Consider the following 19,767-nt stretch of genomic DNA (forward strand, 5'->3'; position numbering starts at 1 on the left):
GGTGAGCTAGGCATCCCCACCTTCCTTCTCGAGCAGGCTAGGCATCCCCGCTGAGAAAGCCGCGGAATTATGCCGATTGCAGCGAAAATAGCAACCTGCTTTGATGACGTCTTTTTCAGCCAATGCGAGGAGAAGCGCATGAAGTACCGTCCACTGGGCCGCAGCAACCTCGATGTCAGCGTTCTCTGCCTGGGCAGCATGACCTGGGGCGAGCAGAACACCGAGGCCGAAGGATTCGCGCAGATCGACCGCGCCCAAGCGGTCGGCATCAACTTCATCGACACCGCCGAGATGTACCCGGTGCCACCGCGCGGCGAAACCTACGGCGCTACCGAACGCATCATCGGCAACTACTTCAAGGCCCGCGGCAATAGGGCCGACTGGATCCTGGCCAGCAAGGTCGCCGGGCCAGGCAACGCCATCAATCACATTCGCGACGGCCAGCTCAAACACAACCGCACGCACATCGTCGCCGCTCTCGATGCCAGCCTCAAACGCCTACAGACCGACTGGATCGACCTCTATCAGTTGCATTGGCCCGAGCGCAGCACCAACTACTTCGGCCAGCTCGGCTATCGCCACCAGGAACAGGACTTCACCCCGCTGCAGGAAACCCTGGACGTGCTGGCCGAGCAGATCAAGGCCGGCAAGATCCGCCACATCGGCCTGTCCAACGAAACCCCCTGGGGCACCATGAAATTCCTGCAGTTGGCCGACAGCCTCGGCCTGCCGCGCATGGTATCGATCCAGAATCCCTACAACCTGCTCAACCGCAGCTTCGAGGTTGGCCTGGCTGAAGTCGCCATTCGTGAACAGTGCGGCCTGCTCGCTTACTCGCCACTGGCCTTCGGCATGCTGTCCGGCAAGTACGACAACGGCGCGCGCCCAGCGAACGGCCGCATCACCCTGTTCAGTCGCTTCACCCGCTACACCAATCCACAGTCGCAGGCCGCCTGCGCCCGCTACGTTGCCCTCGCCCGCAAGCACGGCCTGGACCCAGCGCAGATGGCCCTGGCCTATGTCACCGCACAGCCATTCGTGACCAGCAACATCATTGGCGCAACGTCATTGGAACAACTGGAGTGCAACCTGGGTAGCGCCGAGCTGAACTTGAGCGACGAGGTGCTGGAAGGAATAGAAGCCATTCACCGCGAGCAACCCAATCCAGCCCCCTGAAGACTCAACCAAACAGATCCGGCGTACGACTCGTGGACGCCGGCATCTCCTCACGTCGTGAGGCCAGCCGATCCGCCAGACGGGTCGGCTCGGGCAGGCGATAGCCGTGACAGCACGCCAACACCAGCTCGACCGTAGTCGCCAGGCTCACCCGGTGCCCGGGCGAGACCAGCAGCGGCTTGACGCCATCCTTGCTGCGCAACATCCAGCCAATCTGCTCACCAGCATGCCTGAGTGGCACCCAGGCCCCCTTCGTTGCGGGCAAGTCCTCATGCGTGCCGACCAAAATGCTCTTGGCCACGCCAATGGTCGGCAGCCCGGTGACCACGCCCAGGTGCGACGCGATACCTAGCCGACGCGGATGAGCGATACCCAGGCCATCGCAATAGATCAGATCTGGCACCTGCGGCAGGCCTTGCAGAGCCTGCAACAGCGCAGGCAACTCGCGAAAGGACAGCAACCCCGGCACATACGGCATGCTGGTGGGGACACGCGCCACGCTATGCCCAAGCAACTGCAAGGTCTCGGCATCCAGCAGCACAGCCGCCGCCAGGGTGACCCTGCCCTGCTCCTCGAAGCCGACATCGACACCAGCGATCACCCGCAAAGGCGCGAAGTCATCCTCCAGCACCACACGCTCGGCCAGCGCGCTCTGCAGCACGCGCGCCTGTTGCGCGGTTCCGTCCCAATCAGCGAATGGTGAAGTGTGCATTGGTCGCTCCGACTCTGAATCAGGACCGGTAGACCAATGCGCAGCGAGACAGGTTCGCCTGCGACGACCGCAGGCGAACCGGACGAGTTACAGCGAGCGGGAAATAATCTCTTTCATGATCTCGTTGGTGCCGGCATAAATGCGTTGCACCCGCGAGTCGGCCCAAGCACGTGCCACCGGGTATTCCCACATGTAGCCGTAACCGCCATGCAACTGCACGCACTCGTCGAGCACCTTGCACTGCAGATCCGTACCCCAGTATTTGAGCATCGCTGCGGTCGGCACATCGAGCTTCTTCTGCAGGTGCAACTCCAGACAGCGATCGACGAACACACGACCAATCTGCACTTCGGTGGCGATCTCCGCCAGCTTGAAGCGTGTGTTCTGGAAGTCCGCGACCGGTTTGCCAAAGGCCTTGCGCTCACGGGTGTAATCCAGCGTCCACTTGAGCGCAGCCTCGGCCGAAGAGATGGCACCGATGCCCACGGTCAGGCGTTCCTGCGGCAGCTCCTGCATCAGGTAGACAAAGCCCATGCCCTCCTTGCCCAGCAGGTTGTCCTTGGATACCCGCACGTCCTGGAAGAACAATTCGGAGGTGTCCTGCGCCTTCATTCCGACCTTCTCCAGGCGCTTGCCCTTGGCGAAGCCCGGGGTATTGGCCTCGACCAGAAACAGGCTGATGCCCTTGGCACCAGCCTTGGCATCGGTCTTGGCGACCACGATCACCAGGTCGGCAAGGAAGCCGTTGGTGATGAAGGTCTTCGAACCGTTGATCACGTATTCATCGCCATCCAGCACAGCGGTAGTCTTCACGCCTTGCAGGTCGGAGCCCGTACCTGGCTCTGTCATGGCGATAGCGGTAACCAGTTCGCCGCTGACCAGCTTGGGCAGGTACTTCAGCTTCTGCGCTTCGCTGCCGTAGTGAAGGATGTAGGGCGCAACGATGTCCGAATGCAGGGAAAAACCCACACCACTCAGCCCCAGGCGCGATTGCTCTTCAATCACCACGGCGCTGTAGAGAAAGTCTGCGGCCATGCCGCCGTATTCCTCCGGGATGTGCGAGCAGAGCATGCCGGCCTCGCCCGCCTTGTTCCACAGGGCACGGTCGATATGGCCGTCTTTTTCCCATTGCGCATGGAACGGCACCGCTTCCTGCTCGAAGAATTTACGCACCGACTCACGAAATTGCTCGTGCTCGTGACTGAACAGGGTTCTTGGAATCATTGTGGTACCTGTATCTGGTTGGCCAATGGATGGCCTCCACTCTAGGCCAGCCCGCCGACACTAGACACTGGACACATGCGCCAAAAAATAAGACGATCCAGCCACATTATGACCGTTTCACCACTTAAAAGAATAATATGCCATGCCTGCGACAACCGCTCTGACCCGCATCTGCATCCTGGCCACCGAAGGCGTCTTCGCAGCCACCCTGATGCAGGCACGTGATTTCTTCCACATGGCCGGCCTGCGCTACAGCAAGCAGCAAGGCCTGGGCGTCACCACCAACTTCCAGATTCGCGTGGTCAGCCCGGATGGCCACGACGTCACCAGTTTCAGCCAGGCCAACGTACAGGCCGATGGCGGATTGGAAGCCGCCGATGTGATCATCCTGCCAGCCTTCTGGGGAGACTTCGACGTCCTGCACCAACGCTACCCACAGATCACACCCTGGCTGCAGCAGCAACATGCGGCCGGAGCCGTGGTGTGCGGTGAAGCCACCGGCGTCTTCTGGATGGCCGCCAGCGGCCTGCTCGACGGCAAGGAGGCCACCACCTACTGGCGCTTCTTCCGCGAGTTCGGCGAGCGCTTCCCCAAGGTCCTCTTGAACCCGGAAAAACACCTTTCCGATGCAGACAACCTGTACTGCGCCAGCGGCGTTACCTCCGCCTGCGACCTGTACATCTACCTGATCGAACGCTTCTGTGGTGCCAGCGTTGCCCAGGCCGTAGCCCGCGACATTCTCTATGAGACCCAGCGCAGCTACAGCCCCGGACGCATCGGCTTTGGCGGGCAGAAGCTGCACCAGGACGTAGCCATCCTGCAGGTCCAGCAATGGCTGGAGGAGCACTTCGCGGATAAATTCCGCATCGAGGATGTCGCCCGCGAGCACGGCATGAGCATCCGCAACTTCATGCGCCGCTTCCAGGCCGCCACCGGCGACAAGCCGCTGCACTACCTGCAACGCCTGCGTATCGAAACGGCAAAGGGCCTGCTCAGTTCCACGCGCAAGAGCATCAAGACCATCAGCTACGAAGTCGGTTACGACGACGCCAGCTTCTTCGCTCGCCTGTTCCGCCAGCACGCCGAGCTGTCACCCAACCAGTACCGCCGGCAATTCCTGCACAAGGACAACCACGCCTGAATGAAAAAGGGCTGCCAACTGGCAGCCCTTTTTCATTGAGCAATCAACCTGCAGGTCAGGGTCTGTGCGGGCGCGAAAGGAACTCGTGGGACTGCATTTCCAGCAAGCGGCTGAGGGTTCGCTGGAATTCGAACTCCAGGCGGCCACCGGTGTACAGGTCCTTGAGCTCGACCTCGGCAGAGATGATCAGCTTGACGTTACGGTCGTAGAACTCGTCCACCAGGTTGATGAAGCGCCGCGCCATGTCATCCTTGGCCACGCCCATCTGCTCGACGTTGGCCAGGATCACCGCGTGGAAGATCTTGCCCAGCTCGATGTAGTCGTTCTGGCTACGCGGGCCATCGCACAGCTCGCGGAACTCGAACCAGGCCACATCCTCGCAAACGCGCACCGCATTGATTGCGCGATTCTCGATCATCAGCGCCTCGTTCTCCACCGCCTGGGTGCAGTCCGGCAGCAGGCTCTTGAAGCTCTTCTGCAGGCTGATTTCAGCCTCGGTATCCAGCGGCCAATGGAACAACTCCGCTTGCTCCAGCGCCCGCAGACGATAGTCCACACCGCTGTCGACGTTGACCACATCGGTGTGCTGCTTGACCAGGGCGATGGCTGGCAGGAAACGCGCACGCTGCAAGCCATCCTTGTACAGCCCGTCCGGCACGATGTTGGAGGTGGCGACCAGGGTCACGCCGTTCTTGAACAGCTCTTCGAGCAAGCCGGCAAGAATCATCGCGTCGGTGATATCGGAGACGAAGAACTCATCGAAGCAGATGACCCGCGCCTCTTCGGCAAAGCGCTTGCCGATGATGGTCAGCGGGTTCTTCTCGCCCTTGAGCGTCCTCATTTCTTCGTGCACGCGCTTCATGAAACGGTGGAAGTGCGTGCGTACTTTCTGCTCGAACGGCAATGCATCGAAGAAAGTATCGACCAGGTAGGTCTTACCGCGACCGACGCCGCCCCAGAAATACAGGCCCTTGACCGGCCCCTGGCGCTTCTTGGCGAACAGCCCGCCAAACAACCCACTCTTGCTCTGAGAGTCGGCAACCAGGTCGTCATACAGACGCTGCAGGTGGCGTACCGCCGTTTCCTGGGCGGCATCGAAGAAGAAGTCCGGACGTTTCAGGTCGGCCTGGTAGCGCTCAAGAGGAGTCATGATGGGAAATTCGGTAACAAAAACGGGGCGGTCACTTTAGCGACGGCCCCGTGGGTTGGCAATCACAGCCTGCATTTATATGGCGGGCAATGTCGCGCCGGCCAAGGCGCGACGCGCACTCAATCCTGCGGGGCCAACGCCTCACGCAGCCGGGCGACACCGGCCTCACGTGCAGCAGCATCCGCAAAGGCCGGGCTCTCACCGATCAGCTCGCCCTCCAGCCACACGCCGAAACCCTCGCCTTGATCGCGCACATCCAGCGTCTCGCCGGACTGCAGGCGCTTGCTCGCCTGGCCAGCCGCCTTGCCATCAGCAAAGGACTTGGACAGCAGCAACTGCTCGCCAGCAGCGTCCAGGAGACGGAAACGGAAACTGCCGTCTTCGTCGCGGAAGCTGACGAAACGTGCACTCTTTGCAGCTTTCTTCTTGCCAGCTTCCTGGCTCTGCGCCTGACTGCGGAACGAACGCAGGCCGACAGCCTCGCGCAGCTCGCCGAGGAATGGCGTGGCAATCTTGCGCGCTCGAGCGGCGCCAGCAAGCAGGATGTCTTCCAGATCCGCCGGACGCTCGATCAATGCATGGTAACGCTCGCGCGCCTCACCCAGCTCGCTCTCCAGCAACTGATACAGGCGGCTCTTCGCCTCGCCCCAGGCCAGGCCTGCGAGCAGTTCGGCACGGAATTCGGCTTGTTGTACCGGCGTAGCGAACGCCTGGTAGAGGGTGAACAGGTGCGAGTTGTCCGGGTCCTTCGCCTCGCCCGGCAGGCGCGAGTCGGTGACAATACGGGCGACAGCGTCCTTGAGCTGCTTGGCACTGCCGAACAGCGGAATCGTGTTGTCGTAGCTCTTCGACATCTTGCGCCCGTCGAGCCCTGGCAGCGTCGCCACTTCGGCCTCGATGACCGCTTCAGGCAGGGTGAACAGCTCCTTGCCCTGACCGAACAGGTGGTTGAAGCGCTGGCCGATATCGCGCGCCATCTCAACGTGCTGAATCTGGTCACGGCCGACCGGCACCTTGTGTGCGTTGAACATGAGAATGTCTGCAGCCATCAGCACCGGGTAGCTGAACAGCCCCATGGTCACGCCTGCATCCGGGTCTTCGCCAGCCTCGACGTTCTTGTCCACAGACGCTTTGTAGGCATGCGCGCGGTTGAGCAGGCCCTTGCCGGCAACACAGGTGAGCAGCCAGCACAGCTCGGGAATTTCCGGGATATCGGACTGGCGATAGAACGTCGCCTTGTTCACGTCCAGGCCGCACGCCAGCCAGGTCGCGGCGATTTCCAGTCGCGAACGCTGGATACGCAGCGGATCGTCGCACTTGATCAGCGCGTGGTAGTCGGCCAGGAAGTAGAAGGAGTCAACGTCGGTCGCGCGGCTGGCAACAATGGCCGGCCGAATCGCGCCCGCGTAGTTGCCCAGGTGCGGCGTGCCGGTGGTGGTAATGCCAGTCAGAATTCGGGTGGTCATGATCTATATCGCTTGAAATTAGAGGCGCGGCTGTACCAGGTCTTTCAGCTCCGGCAGCTTGCCATGAAAAAAGTGGCCGCATTCTGCCACTTTCAGCAGCTCATGAGGACGCGTCAGGGCACTTGACCAGGCAAATACCGTTGCCGGATCTATCACTTCATCCTGATCGGGCTGGATGACCGTCAACGTGCCAGCGTTCGGCATATGCTCAGGCTCCTGCAGACGCTGCACCGCCGGTGCAACCATGAACAATCGCTCGACGTCGATGCCCTGCTGCTCCAGCCGCCCACCCAGCGCTGCGGCGACAAAGCCGCCAAAGGAGAAACCGAGCAGGGTCAGCGGCAATTGCGGATGCTGCTCCCGCAGCCAATGCACGGCGGCTTCGGCATCATCCACTTCGCCAGAAGCCATGTCATGGCTGCCCGCGCTTGCCCCTGTGCCCCGGTAGTTGAAACGCAACGTGCTGTAGCCCATGTCCCGCACCGCACGCTGCAAGGTAGAAATCACCTTGTTGAGCATGGTGCCGCCCTGGACCGGATTGGGATGGCAGAGCAGCGCCACACCTCGGGCATCAGGCGCGTCGAGATAAAGGGCTTCGAGCGGCCCACTGGGGCCATCGAGAAAGAGAGGGGTTTCGCGGATCAACTGCAGGAACTCCGTGACCCCGGATCGGGTCGACACGTCTTGGTTAGGCACAACGCACAACCTATGGCTCATGTGCGCTATACAGCTCGGGTTAGAGCCGTTACCGTAAAGCAAAGCCGTTTAGAGAGGAAGGACTCGTGGAACAGACGATAACGCCCTGGTTGCTCCCCGCCATTGCCTTGCTGGCAGGCGTCGCCATCGGCTTTCTGGTAGCGCGCCTGCTGCCCAATGCCGCGCCCAATCGCACCCAGCGCCAGCTGGACGATATGCAACAACGCTTCGATGCCTACCAGAGCGAAGTGGTGACGCACTTCAACACCACCGCCAGCCTGGTGAAAAAACTCACCCAGAGCTATCAGGACGTGCAAGAGCACCTGTCCGAAGGCGCCAACCGCCTGGCCCTCGACGAGCTCACGCGTCAACGCCTGCTGGCCGCCCTGCATGTCGACGAAGCCAGCGAAAAACGCGAACGCCTGACCCCACCGAAGAACAACGAAATGCCCAAGGACTACGCACCGAAAGCTGCCGACGCGCCGGGTACGCTGGACGAGACGTTCGGCCTCAAGCGCTGATTATCCGCCGCATGAAAAAGCCCCGCCGATGCGGGGCTTTTTCATGCCTGGGAACTACTGCCAGACGCAGAGTCGCCGTACGCGCCTCCTGAACCAAAGGCCTTGCCTATCTCCACGGTGCGCAAGGCGCCCCCCACGCAGGCAGAAATGAAAAGCCCCGCACAAGGCGGGGCTTTTCGCAGACGGCTTGATCAGATCGCGCCGCGGGCCCGCAGCAGATCGAGCACCTGTTTGACGCCCTCTTCCACCGACAGGCTCTGGGTATCGATCACCAGATCGGCATTCAGCGGCACGTCGTAGGGGAAAGACTCGCCCGGGATGTTGTCGCCAGCGGCGGCATACAGGCCCTGCGGGTCACGCTCGGCGCATACCTGCGGCGAAGCCTGGACGTAGACGGTAATCAGGCGATCAGTGCCGATCAGCGCCTTGGCCTGCTCGCGGCCCTCGGCATCCGGGGCAACGAATGCGGCCAGGGTGAGCAGGCCGGCCTCGTTGAACTGACGCGCCACGTGAGCGGCACGGCGCCAGTTCTCGGTACGCCCGGCGCGATCCTGCGGCAAGCCCTTGTTCAGGTCGTGGCGCAGGTTCTGGCCATCCAGCACATACACCGCACGCCCCATGTCAAACAGCTTGCGCTCAACCGCGTAAGCCAGGGTGCTCTTGCCGGCGCCGGACAGGCCGCTGAACAGCACGGTAGCCGGCTGCTGACCGAAGCGCGTGGCACGCTCCTCGGTAGACACATGCGCCAGTTGCCCGTGATGCGTCGCCCCACCCGCACCGACAGGCTCGGCGATGATCATGCCGGCACCCACGGTGCCGTTGGTCAATCGGTCAATGACAATGAAGGCACCGGTGGTGCGGTTGTGCGCATAGCCGTCGAGGGCAATCGGCGCATCCAGCGCCACACGAACCTTGCCGATCTCGTTGAGCTGCAGGCTGCTCGCCGCGCCCTCTTCAAGGGTGTTCACATCAACGCGATGGGCGATGCTGGCAATCGAGCCCGGCACATAACTGGTGGCGCGCTTGATGTCGTACTTCTTGCCCGGCAGCATCGGCTCTTCGGCCATCCACACCAGCATGGCGTCGAAGCTGTCGACGACCTGCGGGCGGTTGTCGGCATGCACCAGCATGTCGCCACGGGACACGTCGATTTCGTCTTCCAGGGTCAGCGTGATCGCCTGACCAGGACCGGCCTGCTCCAGCTCGCCCTCGTAGGTGACGATGGACTTGACCCGGCTGCCCTTGCCCGACGGCAGGGCGATGATTTCGTCGCCCTTGCGCACGATGCCGCTGGCCAGAGTACCGGCGAAACCACGGAAGTTCAGGTTCGGGCGGTTGACGTACTGCACCGGGAAACGCAAGTCGGTGAAATTGCGGTCGCCAGCGACTTCCACAGTCTCGAGGATTTCCATCAGCGACTGGCCGGTGTACCAGGGCGACTGTTCGCTCTTGTTCACCACGTTGTCGCCCTTGAGTGCCGACATCGGCACGAAGAACAACGACGTCGGCTTGAGCGAAATACCTTCGGCAAACTTCAGGTAGTCAGCCTTGATCTGCTCGAACACGCCTTGATCGAAGCCCTTGAGGTCCATCTTGTTGATGGCGACGACGATGTGCTTGATGCCGAGCAGACTGGCGATGAAGCTGTGGCGCTTGGTCTGGGTCTGCACACCGTAACGCGCATCGATCAGGATGATCGCCAGGTCGCAGGTGGAAGCCCCCGTGGCCATGTTGCGCGTGTACTGCTCATGGCCGGGGGTGTCGGCAATGATGAATTTGCGCTTGGCGGTGCTGAAATAGCGGTACGCCACGTCGATGGTGATGCCCTGCTCGCGCTCGGCCTGCAGGCCGTCGACCAGCAGCGCCAGGTCGACTTCTTCACCGGTGGTGCCGACCTTCTTGGAATCCTTGGTGATGGCTTCCAGATGGTCTTCGTAGATCATCTTGGTGTCGTGCAGCAGGCGCCCGATCAGGGTGCTCTTGCCGTCGTCGACGTTGCCGCAGGTGAGAAAGCGCAGCAGTTCTTTACGTTCGTGCTGGGCCAGGTACGCAACGATGTCCTGGCTGATCAGATCGGATTGATGACTCATGGTGCGGAATCCTTAGAAATAGCCCTGACGTTTTTTCTCTTCCATCGAACCGGCGCCGTCGTGATCAATCGCGCGGCCCTGGCGCTCGGAAGTTCGGGTCAGGAGCATTTCCTGGATAATGTCAGTCAGGCTGGCCGCCTCCGACTCCACCGCGCCGGTCAGCGGGTAGCAGCCGAGGGTGCGGAAACGCACCATCTTCTTCTGAATGCGGGATTTCTCTTCGTCCGACAGGTGCTCGAGGATGCGCTCGTCGTCGATCATGATCAGCGTGCCGTTCTTCTCGATGACTTCACGTTCAGCGGCGAAGTACAGCGGCACGATCGGGATCTGTTCCAGATAGATGTACTGCCAGATGTCCAGCTCGGTCCAGTTGGACAGCGGGAACACCCGGATCGACTCGCCCTTCTTGACCTTGCCGTTGTACACGTTCCACAGCTCGGGACGCTGGTTCTTCGGGTCCCAGCGGTGTTTGCTGTCGCGGAAGGAATACACGCGCTCCTTGGCGCGGGACTTCTCTTCGTCGCGGCGCGCCCCACCGAAGGCGGCATCGAAACCATACTTGTCCAGCGCCTGCTTGAGGCCCTCGGTCTTCATGATATCGGTGTGCTTGGCGCTGCCGTGGGTGAAGGGATTGATGCCCTGCGCAACGCCATCCGGGTTGACGTGGGTGATCAGGTCCAGCCCCATCTCCGCGACCATCTTGTCGCGAAAACTGTACATCTCCTGGAATTTCCAGCGCGTGTCGACATGCATCACCGGAAATGGCAGCTTGCCGGGGAAGAAGGCCTTGCGCGCCAGGTGTAGCATCACGGCAGAGTCTTTGCCGATGGAATACAGCATCACCGGGTTGTCGAATTCGGCGGCCACTTCACGAATGATGTGGATGCTTTCCGCCTCGAGCTGTTTCAGGTGCGTCAGTTTGTCGAGCATGGCTTATCACGAGATCAGGGATGAACGGCCGGCGGGCCGTGGACGAGCGCGCACTCTAGCACAGCACCCTATTCTATTCAGGCAGCCCATTAGATCGAAACGATCTAAACATATAGCCGTGATTCGAGGCGAAATTAGATGGGATTGGGGCAGTCGATGAACAGGTGTTCAAGGGCGAAACGCCGCGCCAGATAATCGCCCAGCGCCTGCACCCCATAGCGCTCGGTGGCATGGTGGCCGGCAGCAATGAAACTGATGCCATTCTCCCGGGCGCTGTGAAAGGTCTGCTCGGAGGCCTCGCCGGAGAGGAACAGGTCGACACCCGCCGCAATGGCCTGGTCGATATAGCCCTGACCGCCCCCCGTGCACCAGCCAACCCGGCGTACCGTATTCGTGCCCTCGATCAGCAGCGGCTCACGTCCCAGCACCTCCTGCACCCGTCGGGCAAAATCACGTGCGCTCATCGGTTCGGCCAGCGAACCGAGCAGGCCGACCACCTTCGGGTTGTCCGGGTCGAGCGGGCCTTCCACGGTAATGTCGAGCTCACGGGCAAGCTGCACGTTATTGCCCACCTCGGGGTGCACATCCAGCGGCAGGTGATAGGCCAGCAGGCTGATGTCATTGGCCAGCAGGCTTTTCAGGCGACGCTGCTTCATACCAACAATACGCGCGTCCTCGCCCTTCCAGAAATAGCCGTGGTGAACCAGCAGCACGTCTGCCTCGGCCTCTACAGCGGCATCCACCAGTTCCTGGCTGGCGGTCACGCCACTGACGATGCGACGCACCTGTGGACGCCCTTCGACCTGCAGGCCATTGGGGCAGTAATCGCTGATACGCGCGGCATTCAGAAACCGGTCCGCCTCGTCGACCAGGGTGCGCAAAGCGATGGCCATGGATATTCCTCACAAGCTGTTGCGGGCACTGCTTTCTTGCTCGGCGCCCCACTATAATGCCGCCACCTTAAGGGCCGCTCCCTGCCCTCGCAACCCTCAGGATTGTTCATCGATGTTCAAGGCCCTGCGTTTCCTCGGCTGGCCCCTGCTGGTCGGCCTGTTGCTGGCATTGCTGCTCATGCAGCGCTACCCGCAATGGGTGGGATTGCCGAGCAATGACGTACACCTGCGTCAGGCACCGCAATACGGGGCTGCACGCGAAGGCCCGGTGTCGTATGCCGATGCGGTCAGCCTGGCCGCGCCCGCCGTGGCCAATCTGTACACCACCAAGGTGGTGAACAAATCGAACAACCCACTGTTCGACGACCCAATGTTCCGGCGCTTCTTCGGCGATAACCTGCCCAAGCAGCGGCGCATGGAATCAAGCCTTGGCTCGGCGGTGATCATGAGCCCCGAAGGTTACCTGCTGACCAACAACCACGTGACGTCCGGCGCCGACCAGATCGTGGTCGCCCTCAAGGACGGACGCGAAACCATCGCCCGGGTCATCGGCAGCGACCCGGAAACCGACCTGGCCGTACTCAAGATCGACCTGGCCAAGCTGCCTTCGATCACCCTGGGTCGTTCCGACCAGATCAAGATCGGTGACGTCACCCTGGCCATCGGCAACCCATTCGGTGTTGGCCAGACCGTAACCATGGGCATCATCAGCGCCACCGGGCGCAATCAACTGGGCCTCAACACCTACGAAGACTTCATCCAGACCGACGCAGCGATCAACCCCGGCAACTCCGGCGGCGCGCTGGTCGATGCCCACGGCAACCTGATCGGCATCAATACGGCGATCTTCTCCAAGTCGGGCGGTTCGCAGGGCATCGGCTTCGCCATCCCGGTGAAACTGGCAATGGACGTGATGAAGGCCATCATCGAACACGGCCAGGTCATTCGCGGCTGGCTGGGCATCGAGGTCCAGCCGCTGACCCCGGAACTGGCGGAGTCCTTCGACCTGCAAGGGCGCGCGGGCATCCTCGTTGCCGGCGTCTACCGGGAGGGTCCGGCGCACAAGGCCGGGCTGCAGCCCGGCGACCTGATCCTGAGCATCGGCAATCAACCCGCCGTGGATGGTCGCCGTTCGATGAACCAGGTCGCACAGACCAAGCCTGGCGAACGCATCCCTATCGAGGTGCTGCGCGATGGCAAGGTGCTCAAGCTGACTGCCGAAATCGCTGTCCGCTCGCCGCAGAGCAGCACGCCGCCAGCCGCGCCCTGAGCCTGAATCAGCCCGCAGGCCTTAGTCCCGCGCAGTGATCCTGCTCGGGCTGCGCGGCGGTATACCAGACATAGTCGGCACTGCCTGCAGGCACCGCTGCGCCCACCTCGGCCAGGATCAGCACGCGTGTGCCCGGCCCTGCGCCCAGGTCAGCAAGGTGCAGCGGTACGCCCAAGTCCTTGCGCACATGAAAGGCGCCCGCCAGCAGCATCGCCGGCTGTGGCGCCGCCAGCAGGCGCTCGGCCATGCGCCGGTCACGCTGTTGTTGCACAGCCAGCATGGCTGGCATCTGGCTTTCCGGTAGCAGCCCGCAATGGGCATCGCGAATATCCGCAAGCAGCTTGTCCTGCACCACCGACGCCGTGGACGACGCGCCAGTGAGCACCGGCTTCTGCTTATAGATGGACATGATCTCGGTACGATCCAGGTTGGCCGCCAGCAGCGGATAGGATTGTGCGAGCGCATAAGTCACCAGCGACCCATACAGCGACCAGCCCCAACCCGGCTGCCAGGCCAGGGCAGTAATCAGGTCATCGGGGCGATGGCCAACGCGAGCACCAGCCTGGACCGCCTCGACTCGGGCCTGCTGACCAGGCGTGAGCATCTCCAGCAACAGGCTGCCCTGCTCGCGGCGCGCACTCAGGTTGCGCAACAGCCACAGCTGCAGCGCGTGGTGGTCCGGGTTGTCGTGCTGTTCGCCCACCAGCACTCGGGGTGCGTCGGCCAGGCGATTGAGCAATTGCTGCGCAGTGAGGATTTCACCGCTGGCCAGGTCGCTAATCACGCCGATATCGGCATGCTCATGCCCCAACGGGCTGAGCCAGGGTGGTGGCGGCAAGGTTTCACGAGACTGACAAGCCGCCAGCAGGGCAACGACACAGAACAGCAGCACGCGCATAAGCGATCCCTCGTGTGAGCATGGGCCTGGGTTATCAGCGGGCAATGATCAGCGGATGCCCACGCTCGGGATGACGCTGGATCAGTACCTGCAGACCAAAGACGGCTTCCAGTGCCTGGGCGGTCAATACCTCATCGACAGCGCCCAGCGCATGGGGGCGGGCATTGTGCAACAGCAGCACGCGGTCGCAATAGCGAGCGGCCAGGTTGAGGTCATGCAGAATCACCATCACCGCCGCCCCGCGCCCGGCGAAATCGCGTACCGCCTGCAAGGTCGTGTGCTGGTGCAGCGGGTCGAGCATCGAGGTTGGCTCGTCGAGCAACAGGGTCTGCCCCGCCGCGCCTGGCCACAGTTGCGCCAACACACGCGCCAGGTGCACGCGCTGACGCTCGCCACCGGACAGGGCCAGGTAGCTGCGCCCAGCCAGGTGCCCGGCATCGGCCGCTGCCAGGGTTTGCGCAACGATCTCGGCATCACGCTGCGCACCGGTGGCGTGGGGCAGGCGCCCCATGCCGACAACCGCCTCGACGGCAAAGCCGAAGTTCAGCGTCGAACTCTGCGGCAATACCGCCAGGCGCTGTGCCCGCGCGGGGCCGGACCATGCCCCGAGCGGCCGCTGGTCGAGGTGCACGCTGCCATGGCTGGGCGCCAGCTCCCCGCACAACGCGGCCAGCAACGTACTCTTGCCCGCGCCATTGGGCCCCAGCACACCCAGCACCTCACCGGGCTGCAGGCACAGGTCGATATCCGCCAGCACGACACGCTCGCCCCGGTGGATTTCCAGCCGCTCGGCGCACAGCATCAGGCTCTCCTGCGCAACAGCAGATAAAGGAAGAACGGCGCGCCGATCAAGGCGGTGACGATACCAATCGGCAGCTCGGCCGGCGCCAACACCAGGCGGGCGAACAGATCGGCAAACAGAATCAGGCTCGCTCCCGCCAGGGCGGACGCCGGCAACAGCACCCGATGATCAGGACCGGCGACCAACCGAACCAGATGCGGCACCACCAGGCCGATAAAACCGATCAGCCCGGCCGCTGCCACGGCGGCACCGACGCCTAACGCCGTGCAGAACACCAGCTCACGCTTCAACGCCTCGACGTCGAAACCCAGGTGACGTGCCTCCGATTCGCCCAACAGCAGGGCATTCAGCGCCCTGGCCCGGCGCGGCAGCCACAGCACCACGGCCAGCGTCACCAGCAGCAGCGGCCACAGGCGCGCATAGCTCGCCCCGTTGAGACTGCCCAGGTTCCAGAACGTCAGCGTACGCAGGGTGGCGTCGTCGGCCAGGTAGGTGAACAGGCCGATGCAGGCGAACGCCAAGGCATTCAGGGCGATACCGGCCAGTAGCATGGTCACCACACTGGTCTGCCCGTCGTGCCGCCCCAGGCGATAGACCAGCGCCGTTACCCCGAGCCCGCCGAGAAACGCACACAGCGACAACAGGTAAGGCGCCGAGGCCTCCGGCAGACCGCCCAAGGCGGCACCGCCGACAATCGCCACCGCAGCACCCAATGCAGCGCCGCTGGACACCCCAACCAGGCCCGGGTCCGCCAGCGGGTTGCGGAACAGGCCCTGCATGGCCACGCCAGACAACGCCAGTACGGCGCCCACCGCCAACCCGAGCAGCGTACGGGGCAGGCGAATCTGCCCGATGATCAGCTCAGCCTGCTCCAGCCCTTCGCCATCGAGTGGCAGACCAAGCAAGCGCATCGCCGCCCGCACGGTATCGGTCAGCGGCAAGCTGACCGGCCCCAGCGCCAGCGATAACCACAGCGCCAGCACCAGCAACACACCCAAGACAATGAACAATGGGCGCGAGCGAACACCCATGGTCATGGCTGGAGCAGGCTTTCAGCCAGTAGTTTGGGGACCTGCGGATAAAACCCTGCCGACAACGTTGCCAGGTCATTCGGCAGACGCGGACCAAGCCCGCCCACCAGCAAGGTCGGATCAAGCGCCAGCAAGCGGCCGTCTTTCGCCGCACGGGTCATCGCCAGCGCCGGATTCTGCTTGAGCAGGGCATCACGTGCCGCGTCACCGTCCAGGCTGCGGTCGGCAATGATCACCACCTGTGGGTCAAGTGCTGCCAGCGCCTCGCTGGAAAGGCTCTTGTAGCCATCATGCGTGGTCAGGTTCTGCCCACCAGCGCGCTCGATCAGCCAGGCCGCTGCCGTGTCCTTGCCGGCTGCCATCGGGCTGTTACCGGCATGCCCGAGCAGCAGTAACACACGCGGTGCCGGGTACGTACGCTGCGCTTCGCTCACCCACTGCGCCTGGCGTTCCAGGCGTTTCTGATAATCGACAAAGACCTGCTGCGCACGCGGCTCGTCCCCCAACAGGCGGCCGAGGGATTGCAGGTTGTGTTGCAGCACCTGCCGGTCGGCCTTGGCGGATAATTGCTCGATACGCACACCGGCTGCCTTGATCTGTTGCAGGACCGGCGGCGGCCCCATTTCCTCGGTACCCAGGAGAATGTCCGGTCGCAGCGAAAGAATCCCCTCCGCCGCCAGCTGACGCTGATAGCCGATGCTTGGCAGCGCCTTGAGACTTGCCGGGTGCAGGCTGGTGGTGTCCACGCCGACCAGCTTGCTCTGCCCACCGAGCTGAACCACCCACTCGCTGAGCGAGCCACCGGCGCTGACCCAACGTTGCGGCAAAGACTCTGCCGCCAGCACACCCTGACTCAGTAACAAGCCGGCACACACGCCAGCCAAACGGACCGCACTACGCATGTTCTGCGTCTCCAGGAAGATATGAGTGTCATTCAGCGCAACGCTGGTACGGCCTCAGCCAGCAAGCGCCAGTCTTCGCGCTCGGGGATGCCAGGCTTGCGTGCGCCAAACAGTTGCAGCACCAGTTCACCGGCGTCGTCATACGCCTCCCAACTGGTGATCGTGCCGTCAGCACTGGGCTTGCGCACCCGCCACAGGTGTTTCACCGATGGCATCTTCAGGTGCAGGTTGAACTCGGCATCGAGCACGTTGAACCAGGTATCCATCCACTTCAGGTTCTGCACCGGGCCACTGTGAATCTGGATGCAATGGCGATTGCCGACGAACACCATGATCGGCACCGCCTGAGCGGCGACCGCCTCCAGCAGCGCCGGCAGCTCACTGGGCGCCAGCGCCTGCGCCCACTCTTCACCGGCCAGGCGCAGCGCCTGGGTGCGGGCCACAGCATGTTTTTTCAGCAAGGCGAAGAAGTGATGGGTGTCCTTGAGGCTCGCCCAGCCCTCGCGCAACCCGGCGACATCGATTGCCTCATCGGCCCGTACCGACTCCGGCGCAGGGAGCGGCGACAGGTCCAGCTCGGCGCGCTGCTCAGGCGCCCGAAAGCGCTCCACCAGCGATATCCAGGCGTCGACGTGGCTGTCAGCAGTGAGAAACACCTTGTGCACAGCCGTACCCTGCTGATCGAACACCTGGATGCTGCGCTGCATGCCACGCGCCGTCTCTTCTGCCACGGCGAACACACTGGACCAGCCTGCCAGGAACAGCCGCAGGTCGATATCGGCCGACACCACCAGGCCCATCTGCCCATTGGCCATGACCGATACGTCACGGTAATAGCCCTTGCGTTCATGCACGCACTGCTCGTTGCGGGTCAGCGCCATGACATAGCCCAGCTCGCCCAGGGCGGGTAGCAAAGCGGCCCATTCCGGGCGCAACCGTACCGTATCGATAGCCAGTCGGCTGGCGGTCAGCTCTCCCTCGCTAACACCGAGATGTGCTGCAGCATCGCGGGCACGCAGCCCACTCTGCTCGGCACGCAGTGCCTGCCAGCGGTCATACAGGAGGGAGTGTGTGGGCGTGTTCATGGAAGTCCTTGGCAGCGATCGCCACTCAGAAAGGCAAATTGAGAACAGGCCAAGTCTAACCACAGTCGATAATAATTTGCATTTACAAAATGCGCCGCGACCGTTCCTCTACCCGTGCGCGAGTGACACGCCCCGCCCATCAATCTGCATGGGGCAGCTTGTGCGAAAGCGCGCAACCAATTAATAATAATTATCATTTAATTCAAGATGGCTATCTTGTGAGCGCTTCCAACCTCGATACGGTGTTCCTCACCCAGCGTCTCCCCTTGCTACGTACTCTGGTGAAGATGGTCAAAAACCACAGCATCGCCGAAGAACTCGTGCAGGAAACCTATCTGCGTGTAGCCCGCACCTTGAACCAGCGCGAGGTGGAACACCTGGAGCCGTTCCTGTTCCAGACCGGGCGCAACCTGGCCCTGGACCATCTGCGCCATCAGCGCATGCAATCGCGCACCATGCTCGACGATGTCTCCGATGACGTGCTGCAGGCCATTCCCTCCGGCGCGCCTTCGGCCGAAGAAAGCCTGCATGCCGAGCAGTTGCTGATACGCCTGGGTTCGGCGGTCAACCAGCTCAGCCCGCGCCAGCAGCGGATTTTCATCCTCAGCCGCCTGCATGGTTGCGGCTACGCCGAGATTGCCGAACAACTCGACGTCTCGCAGAGCACGGTGCAGAAGGAACTGAAACTGATCATGGCGATTTGCATCGGGGTTCTGGATCGCCTGGAAACCCCGACGTGATCGTCTGTTCATCCCGCGAGGCTTGGCAGAGAATACCCGCCCCAGCCTCAAGGACTTGCGCGTGACCGTTCCCAGCCAGCAATCACCAGACAGCACCGAGCGCCTTTCAGAGGCGTTGGACTGGCTGATCCAACTGGACGATGGTGATGCCGCGACACGCGCGCAATTCGAGGCCTGGCTGCAGGCCTGCGAAGAAAACGCGCACGCCTATCAGCGGGCCAGCCAACTGTGGGGCTCGCCACTGCTAGGTACCGCAGCCGCCGGATTGGAGCGCCAGGACCAGCAGAATCGTCTGCGCGTACGCCGTTCCCGCTACCGCTCCGTTGCCTCGGCCGCGAGCCTTCTGCTGGCCATCACCGTGATCCTGCTGAGCGATCTGCCCAAACGCCTGCAGGCCGACCATGTCACCGCAGTCGGGCAGCGCCAGCATCTGCAGCTGGACGATGGCTCGCGGATACTGCTGAACACCGACACCGCCCTCGCCAGCCAGCTGGACGACTCCAGGCGCAAAGCCCGCCTGCTCTACGGCGAGGCTTATTTCGACATAGCCCATGACCGCAGCCGCCCGTTCGAGGTGGATGCTGGCCCGGTGCTGGTCAGCGTGCGCGGTACCGCCTTTGCCGTCCGCTACCTGAACGACGTGACGGAAGTCAGCGTGGAACGCGGCGAAGTGGGCCTGCGTACCCTGCGTAACGACGCCAGCCTGATTCTCGGCGCCGGCGACAGCATTCGCATCGGCCCCGACGGCTTTGGCAACCGCCAGCAGATGACGGCCAATCCCTCGCAACTGGCCTGGGTTCAGGGTCGCCTGGTCTTCGAGAACTGCCCACTGAGCAAGGTGCTGAGCGAATTGCGGCGCTACTACCCCGGCTGGATCATCACAACCGACGAGCGCCTGGCCGACCTCAGCATCACCGGCAACTACCGCCTGGATGACCCGCTCGGCGCCATGCGCTCGCTGGCCGAAGTCACCTCTTCACGCCTGCATGAACTGCCGCGCCTGCTGATCCTGGACTGATCCGCCCGTGCGCGTTTGAGCC

Annotated in this window: 19 protein-coding genes; 6 read left to right on the forward strand and 13 right to left on the reverse strand. The window is 62.7% G+C overall.

Annotated features, from left to right (window positions below; all coding sequences use genetic code 11):
• The first annotated feature begins 138 nt into the window (after positions 1-138).
• Positions 139-1,176, forward strand: coding sequence for an NADP(H)-dependent aldo-keto reductase (locus ACWPW0_RS18150; RefSeq protein ID WP_454256079.1), 1,038 nt, complete (start codon positions 139-141; stop codon positions 1,174-1,176).
• A gap of 4 nt (positions 1,177-1,180) precedes the next feature.
• On the opposite strand, the gene nfi is transcribed toward ACWPW0_RS18150, so the two are convergent.
• Positions 1,181-1,888 (reverse strand): deoxyribonuclease V, encoded by a 708-nt coding sequence (nfi, locus tag ACWPW0_RS18155; RefSeq protein WP_454256080.1) that lies wholly within the window; start codon positions 1,886-1,888, stop codon positions 1,181-1,183.
• A gap of 87 nt (positions 1,889-1,975) precedes the next feature.
• Complete coding sequence (locus ACWPW0_RS18160; RefSeq protein WP_447593742.1) at positions 1,976-3,112, reverse strand: acyl-CoA dehydrogenase family protein; 1,137 nt, start codon at positions 3,110-3,112, stop codon at positions 1,976-1,978.
• Between the two features lie 235 nt (positions 3,113-3,347).
• Between ACWPW0_RS18160 and ACWPW0_RS18165 the strand changes: the two genes are divergently transcribed.
• A complete protein-coding gene (locus tag ACWPW0_RS18165) occupies positions 3,348-4,253 on the forward strand; it encodes a GlxA family transcriptional regulator (protein ID WP_454256771.1) in 906 nt (301 codons plus the stop codon).
• A 55-nt stretch (positions 4,254-4,308) separates the two neighbouring features.
• Here the strand turns inward: ACWPW0_RS18165 and zapE are convergent, their stop codons facing one another.
• The 3 genes from zapE to ACWPW0_RS18180 all read right to left on the reverse strand — a co-directional run bounded on the left by zapE (position 4,309) and on the right by ACWPW0_RS18180 (position 7,511).
• Positions 4,309-5,403, reverse strand: coding sequence for a cell division protein ZapE (zapE, locus tag ACWPW0_RS18170; RefSeq protein ID WP_454256081.1), 1,095 nt, complete (start codon positions 5,401-5,403; stop codon positions 4,309-4,311).
• A 119-nt stretch (positions 5,404-5,522) separates the two neighbouring features.
• Positions 5,523-6,869, reverse strand: a complete 1,347-nt coding sequence (locus ACWPW0_RS18175) for a tryptophan--tRNA ligase (protein ID WP_454256082.1) — start codon at positions 6,867-6,869, stop codon at positions 5,523-5,525.
• Positions 6,870-6,887: 18 nt separating this feature from the next.
• Positions 6,888-7,511, reverse strand: a complete 624-nt coding sequence (locus tag ACWPW0_RS18180; protein WP_454256772.1) for an alpha/beta hydrolase — start codon at positions 7,509-7,511, stop codon at positions 6,888-6,890.
• A 140-nt stretch (positions 7,512-7,651) separates the two neighbouring features.
• Between ACWPW0_RS18180 and ACWPW0_RS18185 the strand changes: the two genes are divergently transcribed.
• Complete coding sequence (locus tag ACWPW0_RS18185) at positions 7,652-8,086, forward strand: YhcB family protein (protein WP_447593750.1); 435 nt, start codon at positions 7,652-7,654, stop codon at positions 8,084-8,086.
• A 191-nt stretch (positions 8,087-8,277) separates the two neighbouring features.
• Here ACWPW0_RS18185 and cysN read toward each other — a convergent pair whose 3' ends face one another.
• The 3 genes from cysN to ACWPW0_RS18200 all read right to left on the reverse strand — a co-directional run bounded on the left by cysN (position 8,278) and on the right by ACWPW0_RS18200 (position 11,999).
• Positions 8,278-10,176: a sulfate adenylyltransferase subunit CysN gene (gene cysN, locus ACWPW0_RS18190; RefSeq protein ID WP_447593752.1), complete on the reverse strand. Its 1,899-nt coding sequence runs from the start codon at positions 10,174-10,176 to the stop codon at positions 8,278-8,280.
• 12 nt (positions 10,177-10,188) lie between these two features.
• Positions 10,189-11,106 carry a sulfate adenylyltransferase subunit CysD gene (gene cysD / locus ACWPW0_RS18195; RefSeq protein WP_454256083.1) on the reverse strand — a complete coding sequence of 306 codons (918 nt, stop codon included), beginning with the start codon at positions 11,104-11,106 and terminating at the stop codon, positions 10,189-10,191.
• Positions 11,107-11,240: 134 nt separating this feature from the next.
• Complete coding sequence (locus ACWPW0_RS18200; RefSeq protein WP_454256084.1) at positions 11,241-11,999, reverse strand: Nif3-like dinuclear metal center hexameric protein; 759 nt, start codon at positions 11,997-11,999, stop codon at positions 11,241-11,243.
• Positions 12,000-12,111: 112 nt separating this feature from the next.
• Between ACWPW0_RS18200 and algW the strand changes: the two genes are divergently transcribed.
• Positions 12,112-13,269 carry a Do family serine endopeptidase AlgW gene (gene algW, locus ACWPW0_RS18205; protein WP_447593758.1) on the forward strand — a complete coding sequence of 386 codons (1,158 nt, stop codon included), beginning with the start codon at positions 12,112-12,114 and terminating at the stop codon, positions 13,267-13,269.
• 7 nt (positions 13,270-13,276) lie between these two features.
• Here algW and ACWPW0_RS18210 read toward each other — a convergent pair whose 3' ends face one another.
• From ACWPW0_RS18210 to ACWPW0_RS18230, 5 genes are read right to left on the reverse strand one after another with little or no spacing between them, the layout of a single operon-like run.
• Positions 13,277-14,167, reverse strand: coding sequence for a ChaN family lipoprotein (locus tag ACWPW0_RS18210; protein ID WP_454256085.1), 891 nt, complete (start codon positions 14,165-14,167; stop codon positions 13,277-13,279).
• Positions 14,168-14,201: 34 nt separating this feature from the next.
• Entirely contained in the window at positions 14,202-14,969 is a 768-nt protein-coding gene (locus ACWPW0_RS18215) for a heme ABC transporter ATP-binding protein (RefSeq protein WP_454256086.1), read from the reverse strand.
• Positions 14,969-15,952 carry a FecCD family ABC transporter permease gene (locus ACWPW0_RS18220; RefSeq protein ID WP_454256773.1) on the reverse strand — a complete coding sequence of 328 codons (984 nt, stop codon included), beginning with the start codon at positions 15,950-15,952 and terminating at the stop codon, positions 14,969-14,971. The genes ACWPW0_RS18215 and ACWPW0_RS18220 overlap by 1 nt, the downstream gene beginning before the upstream one ends.
• 50 nt (positions 15,953-16,002) lie before the next feature.
• The gene (locus ACWPW0_RS18225; protein ID WP_454256087.1) at positions 16,003-16,902 is read right to left on the reverse strand and encodes a heme/hemin ABC transporter substrate-binding protein; all 900 of its coding nucleotides are present in this window, start codon (positions 16,900-16,902) and stop codon (positions 16,003-16,005) included.
• Between the two features lie 32 nt (positions 16,903-16,934).
• Complete coding sequence (locus ACWPW0_RS18230; RefSeq protein ID WP_454256088.1) at positions 16,935-17,987, reverse strand: hemin-degrading factor; 1,053 nt, start codon at positions 17,985-17,987, stop codon at positions 16,935-16,937.
• A gap of 218 nt (positions 17,988-18,205) precedes the next feature.
• Between ACWPW0_RS18230 and ACWPW0_RS18235 the strand changes: the two genes are divergently transcribed.
• Positions 18,206-18,727: an RNA polymerase sigma factor gene (locus ACWPW0_RS18235; protein WP_447593770.1), complete on the forward strand. Its 522-nt coding sequence runs from the start codon at positions 18,206-18,208 to the stop codon at positions 18,725-18,727.
• Positions 18,728-18,788: 61 nt separating this feature from the next.
• Positions 18,789-19,745: a FecR family protein gene (locus ACWPW0_RS18240; RefSeq protein ID WP_454256089.1), complete on the forward strand. Its 957-nt coding sequence runs from the start codon at positions 18,789-18,791 to the stop codon at positions 19,743-19,745.
• Positions 19,746-19,767 lie beyond the last annotated feature (22 nt).

This window comes from Pseudomonas sp. Marseille-Q8238 (assembly GCF_965111915.1).

What these genes read in the sequence shown, in the direction of transcription:
- ACWPW0_RS18150 (WP_454256079.1), top strand. Translation starts at nt 139, where the DNA reads ATGAAGTACCGTCCACTGGGCCGCAGCAACCTCGATGTCAGCGTTCTC.
- nfi (WP_454256080.1), bottom strand. Translation starts at nt 1,888, where the DNA reads ATGCACACTTCACCATTCGCTGATTGGGACGGAACCGCGCAACAGGCG.
- ACWPW0_RS18160 (WP_447593742.1), bottom strand. Translation starts at nt 3,112, where the DNA reads ATGATTCCAAGAACCCTGTTCAGTCACGAGCACGAGCAATTTCGTGAG.
- ACWPW0_RS18165 (WP_454256771.1), top strand. Translation starts at nt 3,348, where the DNA reads ATGGCCGGCCTGCGCTACAGCAAGCAGCAAGGCCTGGGCGTCACCACC.
- zapE (WP_454256081.1), bottom strand. Translation starts at nt 5,403, where the DNA reads ATGACTCCTCTTGAGCGCTACCAGGCCGACCTGAAACGTCCGGACTTC.
- ACWPW0_RS18175 (WP_454256082.1), bottom strand. Translation starts at nt 6,869, where the DNA reads ATGACCACCCGAATTCTGACTGGCATTACCACCACCGGCACGCCGCAC.
- cysN (WP_447593752.1), bottom strand. Translation starts at nt 10,176, where the DNA reads ATGAGTCATCAATCCGATCTGATCAGCCAGGACATCGTTGCGTACCTG.
- cysD (WP_454256083.1), bottom strand. Translation starts at nt 11,106, where the DNA reads ATGCTCGACAAACTGACGCACCTGAAACAGCTCGAGGCGGAAAGCATC.
- ACWPW0_RS18200 (WP_454256084.1), bottom strand. Translation starts at nt 11,999, where the DNA reads ATGGCCATCGCTTTGCGCACCCTGGTCGACGAGGCGGACCGGTTTCTG.
- algW (WP_447593758.1), top strand. Translation starts at nt 12,112, where the DNA reads ATGTTCAAGGCCCTGCGTTTCCTCGGCTGGCCCCTGCTGGTCGGCCTG.
- ACWPW0_RS18210 (WP_454256085.1), bottom strand. Translation starts at nt 14,167, where the DNA reads ATGCGCGTGCTGCTGTTCTGTGTCGTTGCCCTGCTGGCGGCTTGTCAG.
- ACWPW0_RS18215 (WP_454256086.1), bottom strand. Translation starts at nt 14,969, where the DNA reads ATGCTGTGCGCCGAGCGGCTGGAAATCCACCGGGGCGAGCGTGTCGTG.
- ACWPW0_RS18225 (WP_454256087.1), bottom strand. Translation starts at nt 16,902, where the DNA reads ATGCGTAGTGCGGTCCGTTTGGCTGGCGTGTGTGCCGGCTTGTTACTG.
- ACWPW0_RS18230 (WP_454256088.1), bottom strand. Translation starts at nt 17,987, where the DNA reads ATGAACACGCCCACACACTCCCTCCTGTATGACCGCTGGCAGGCACTG.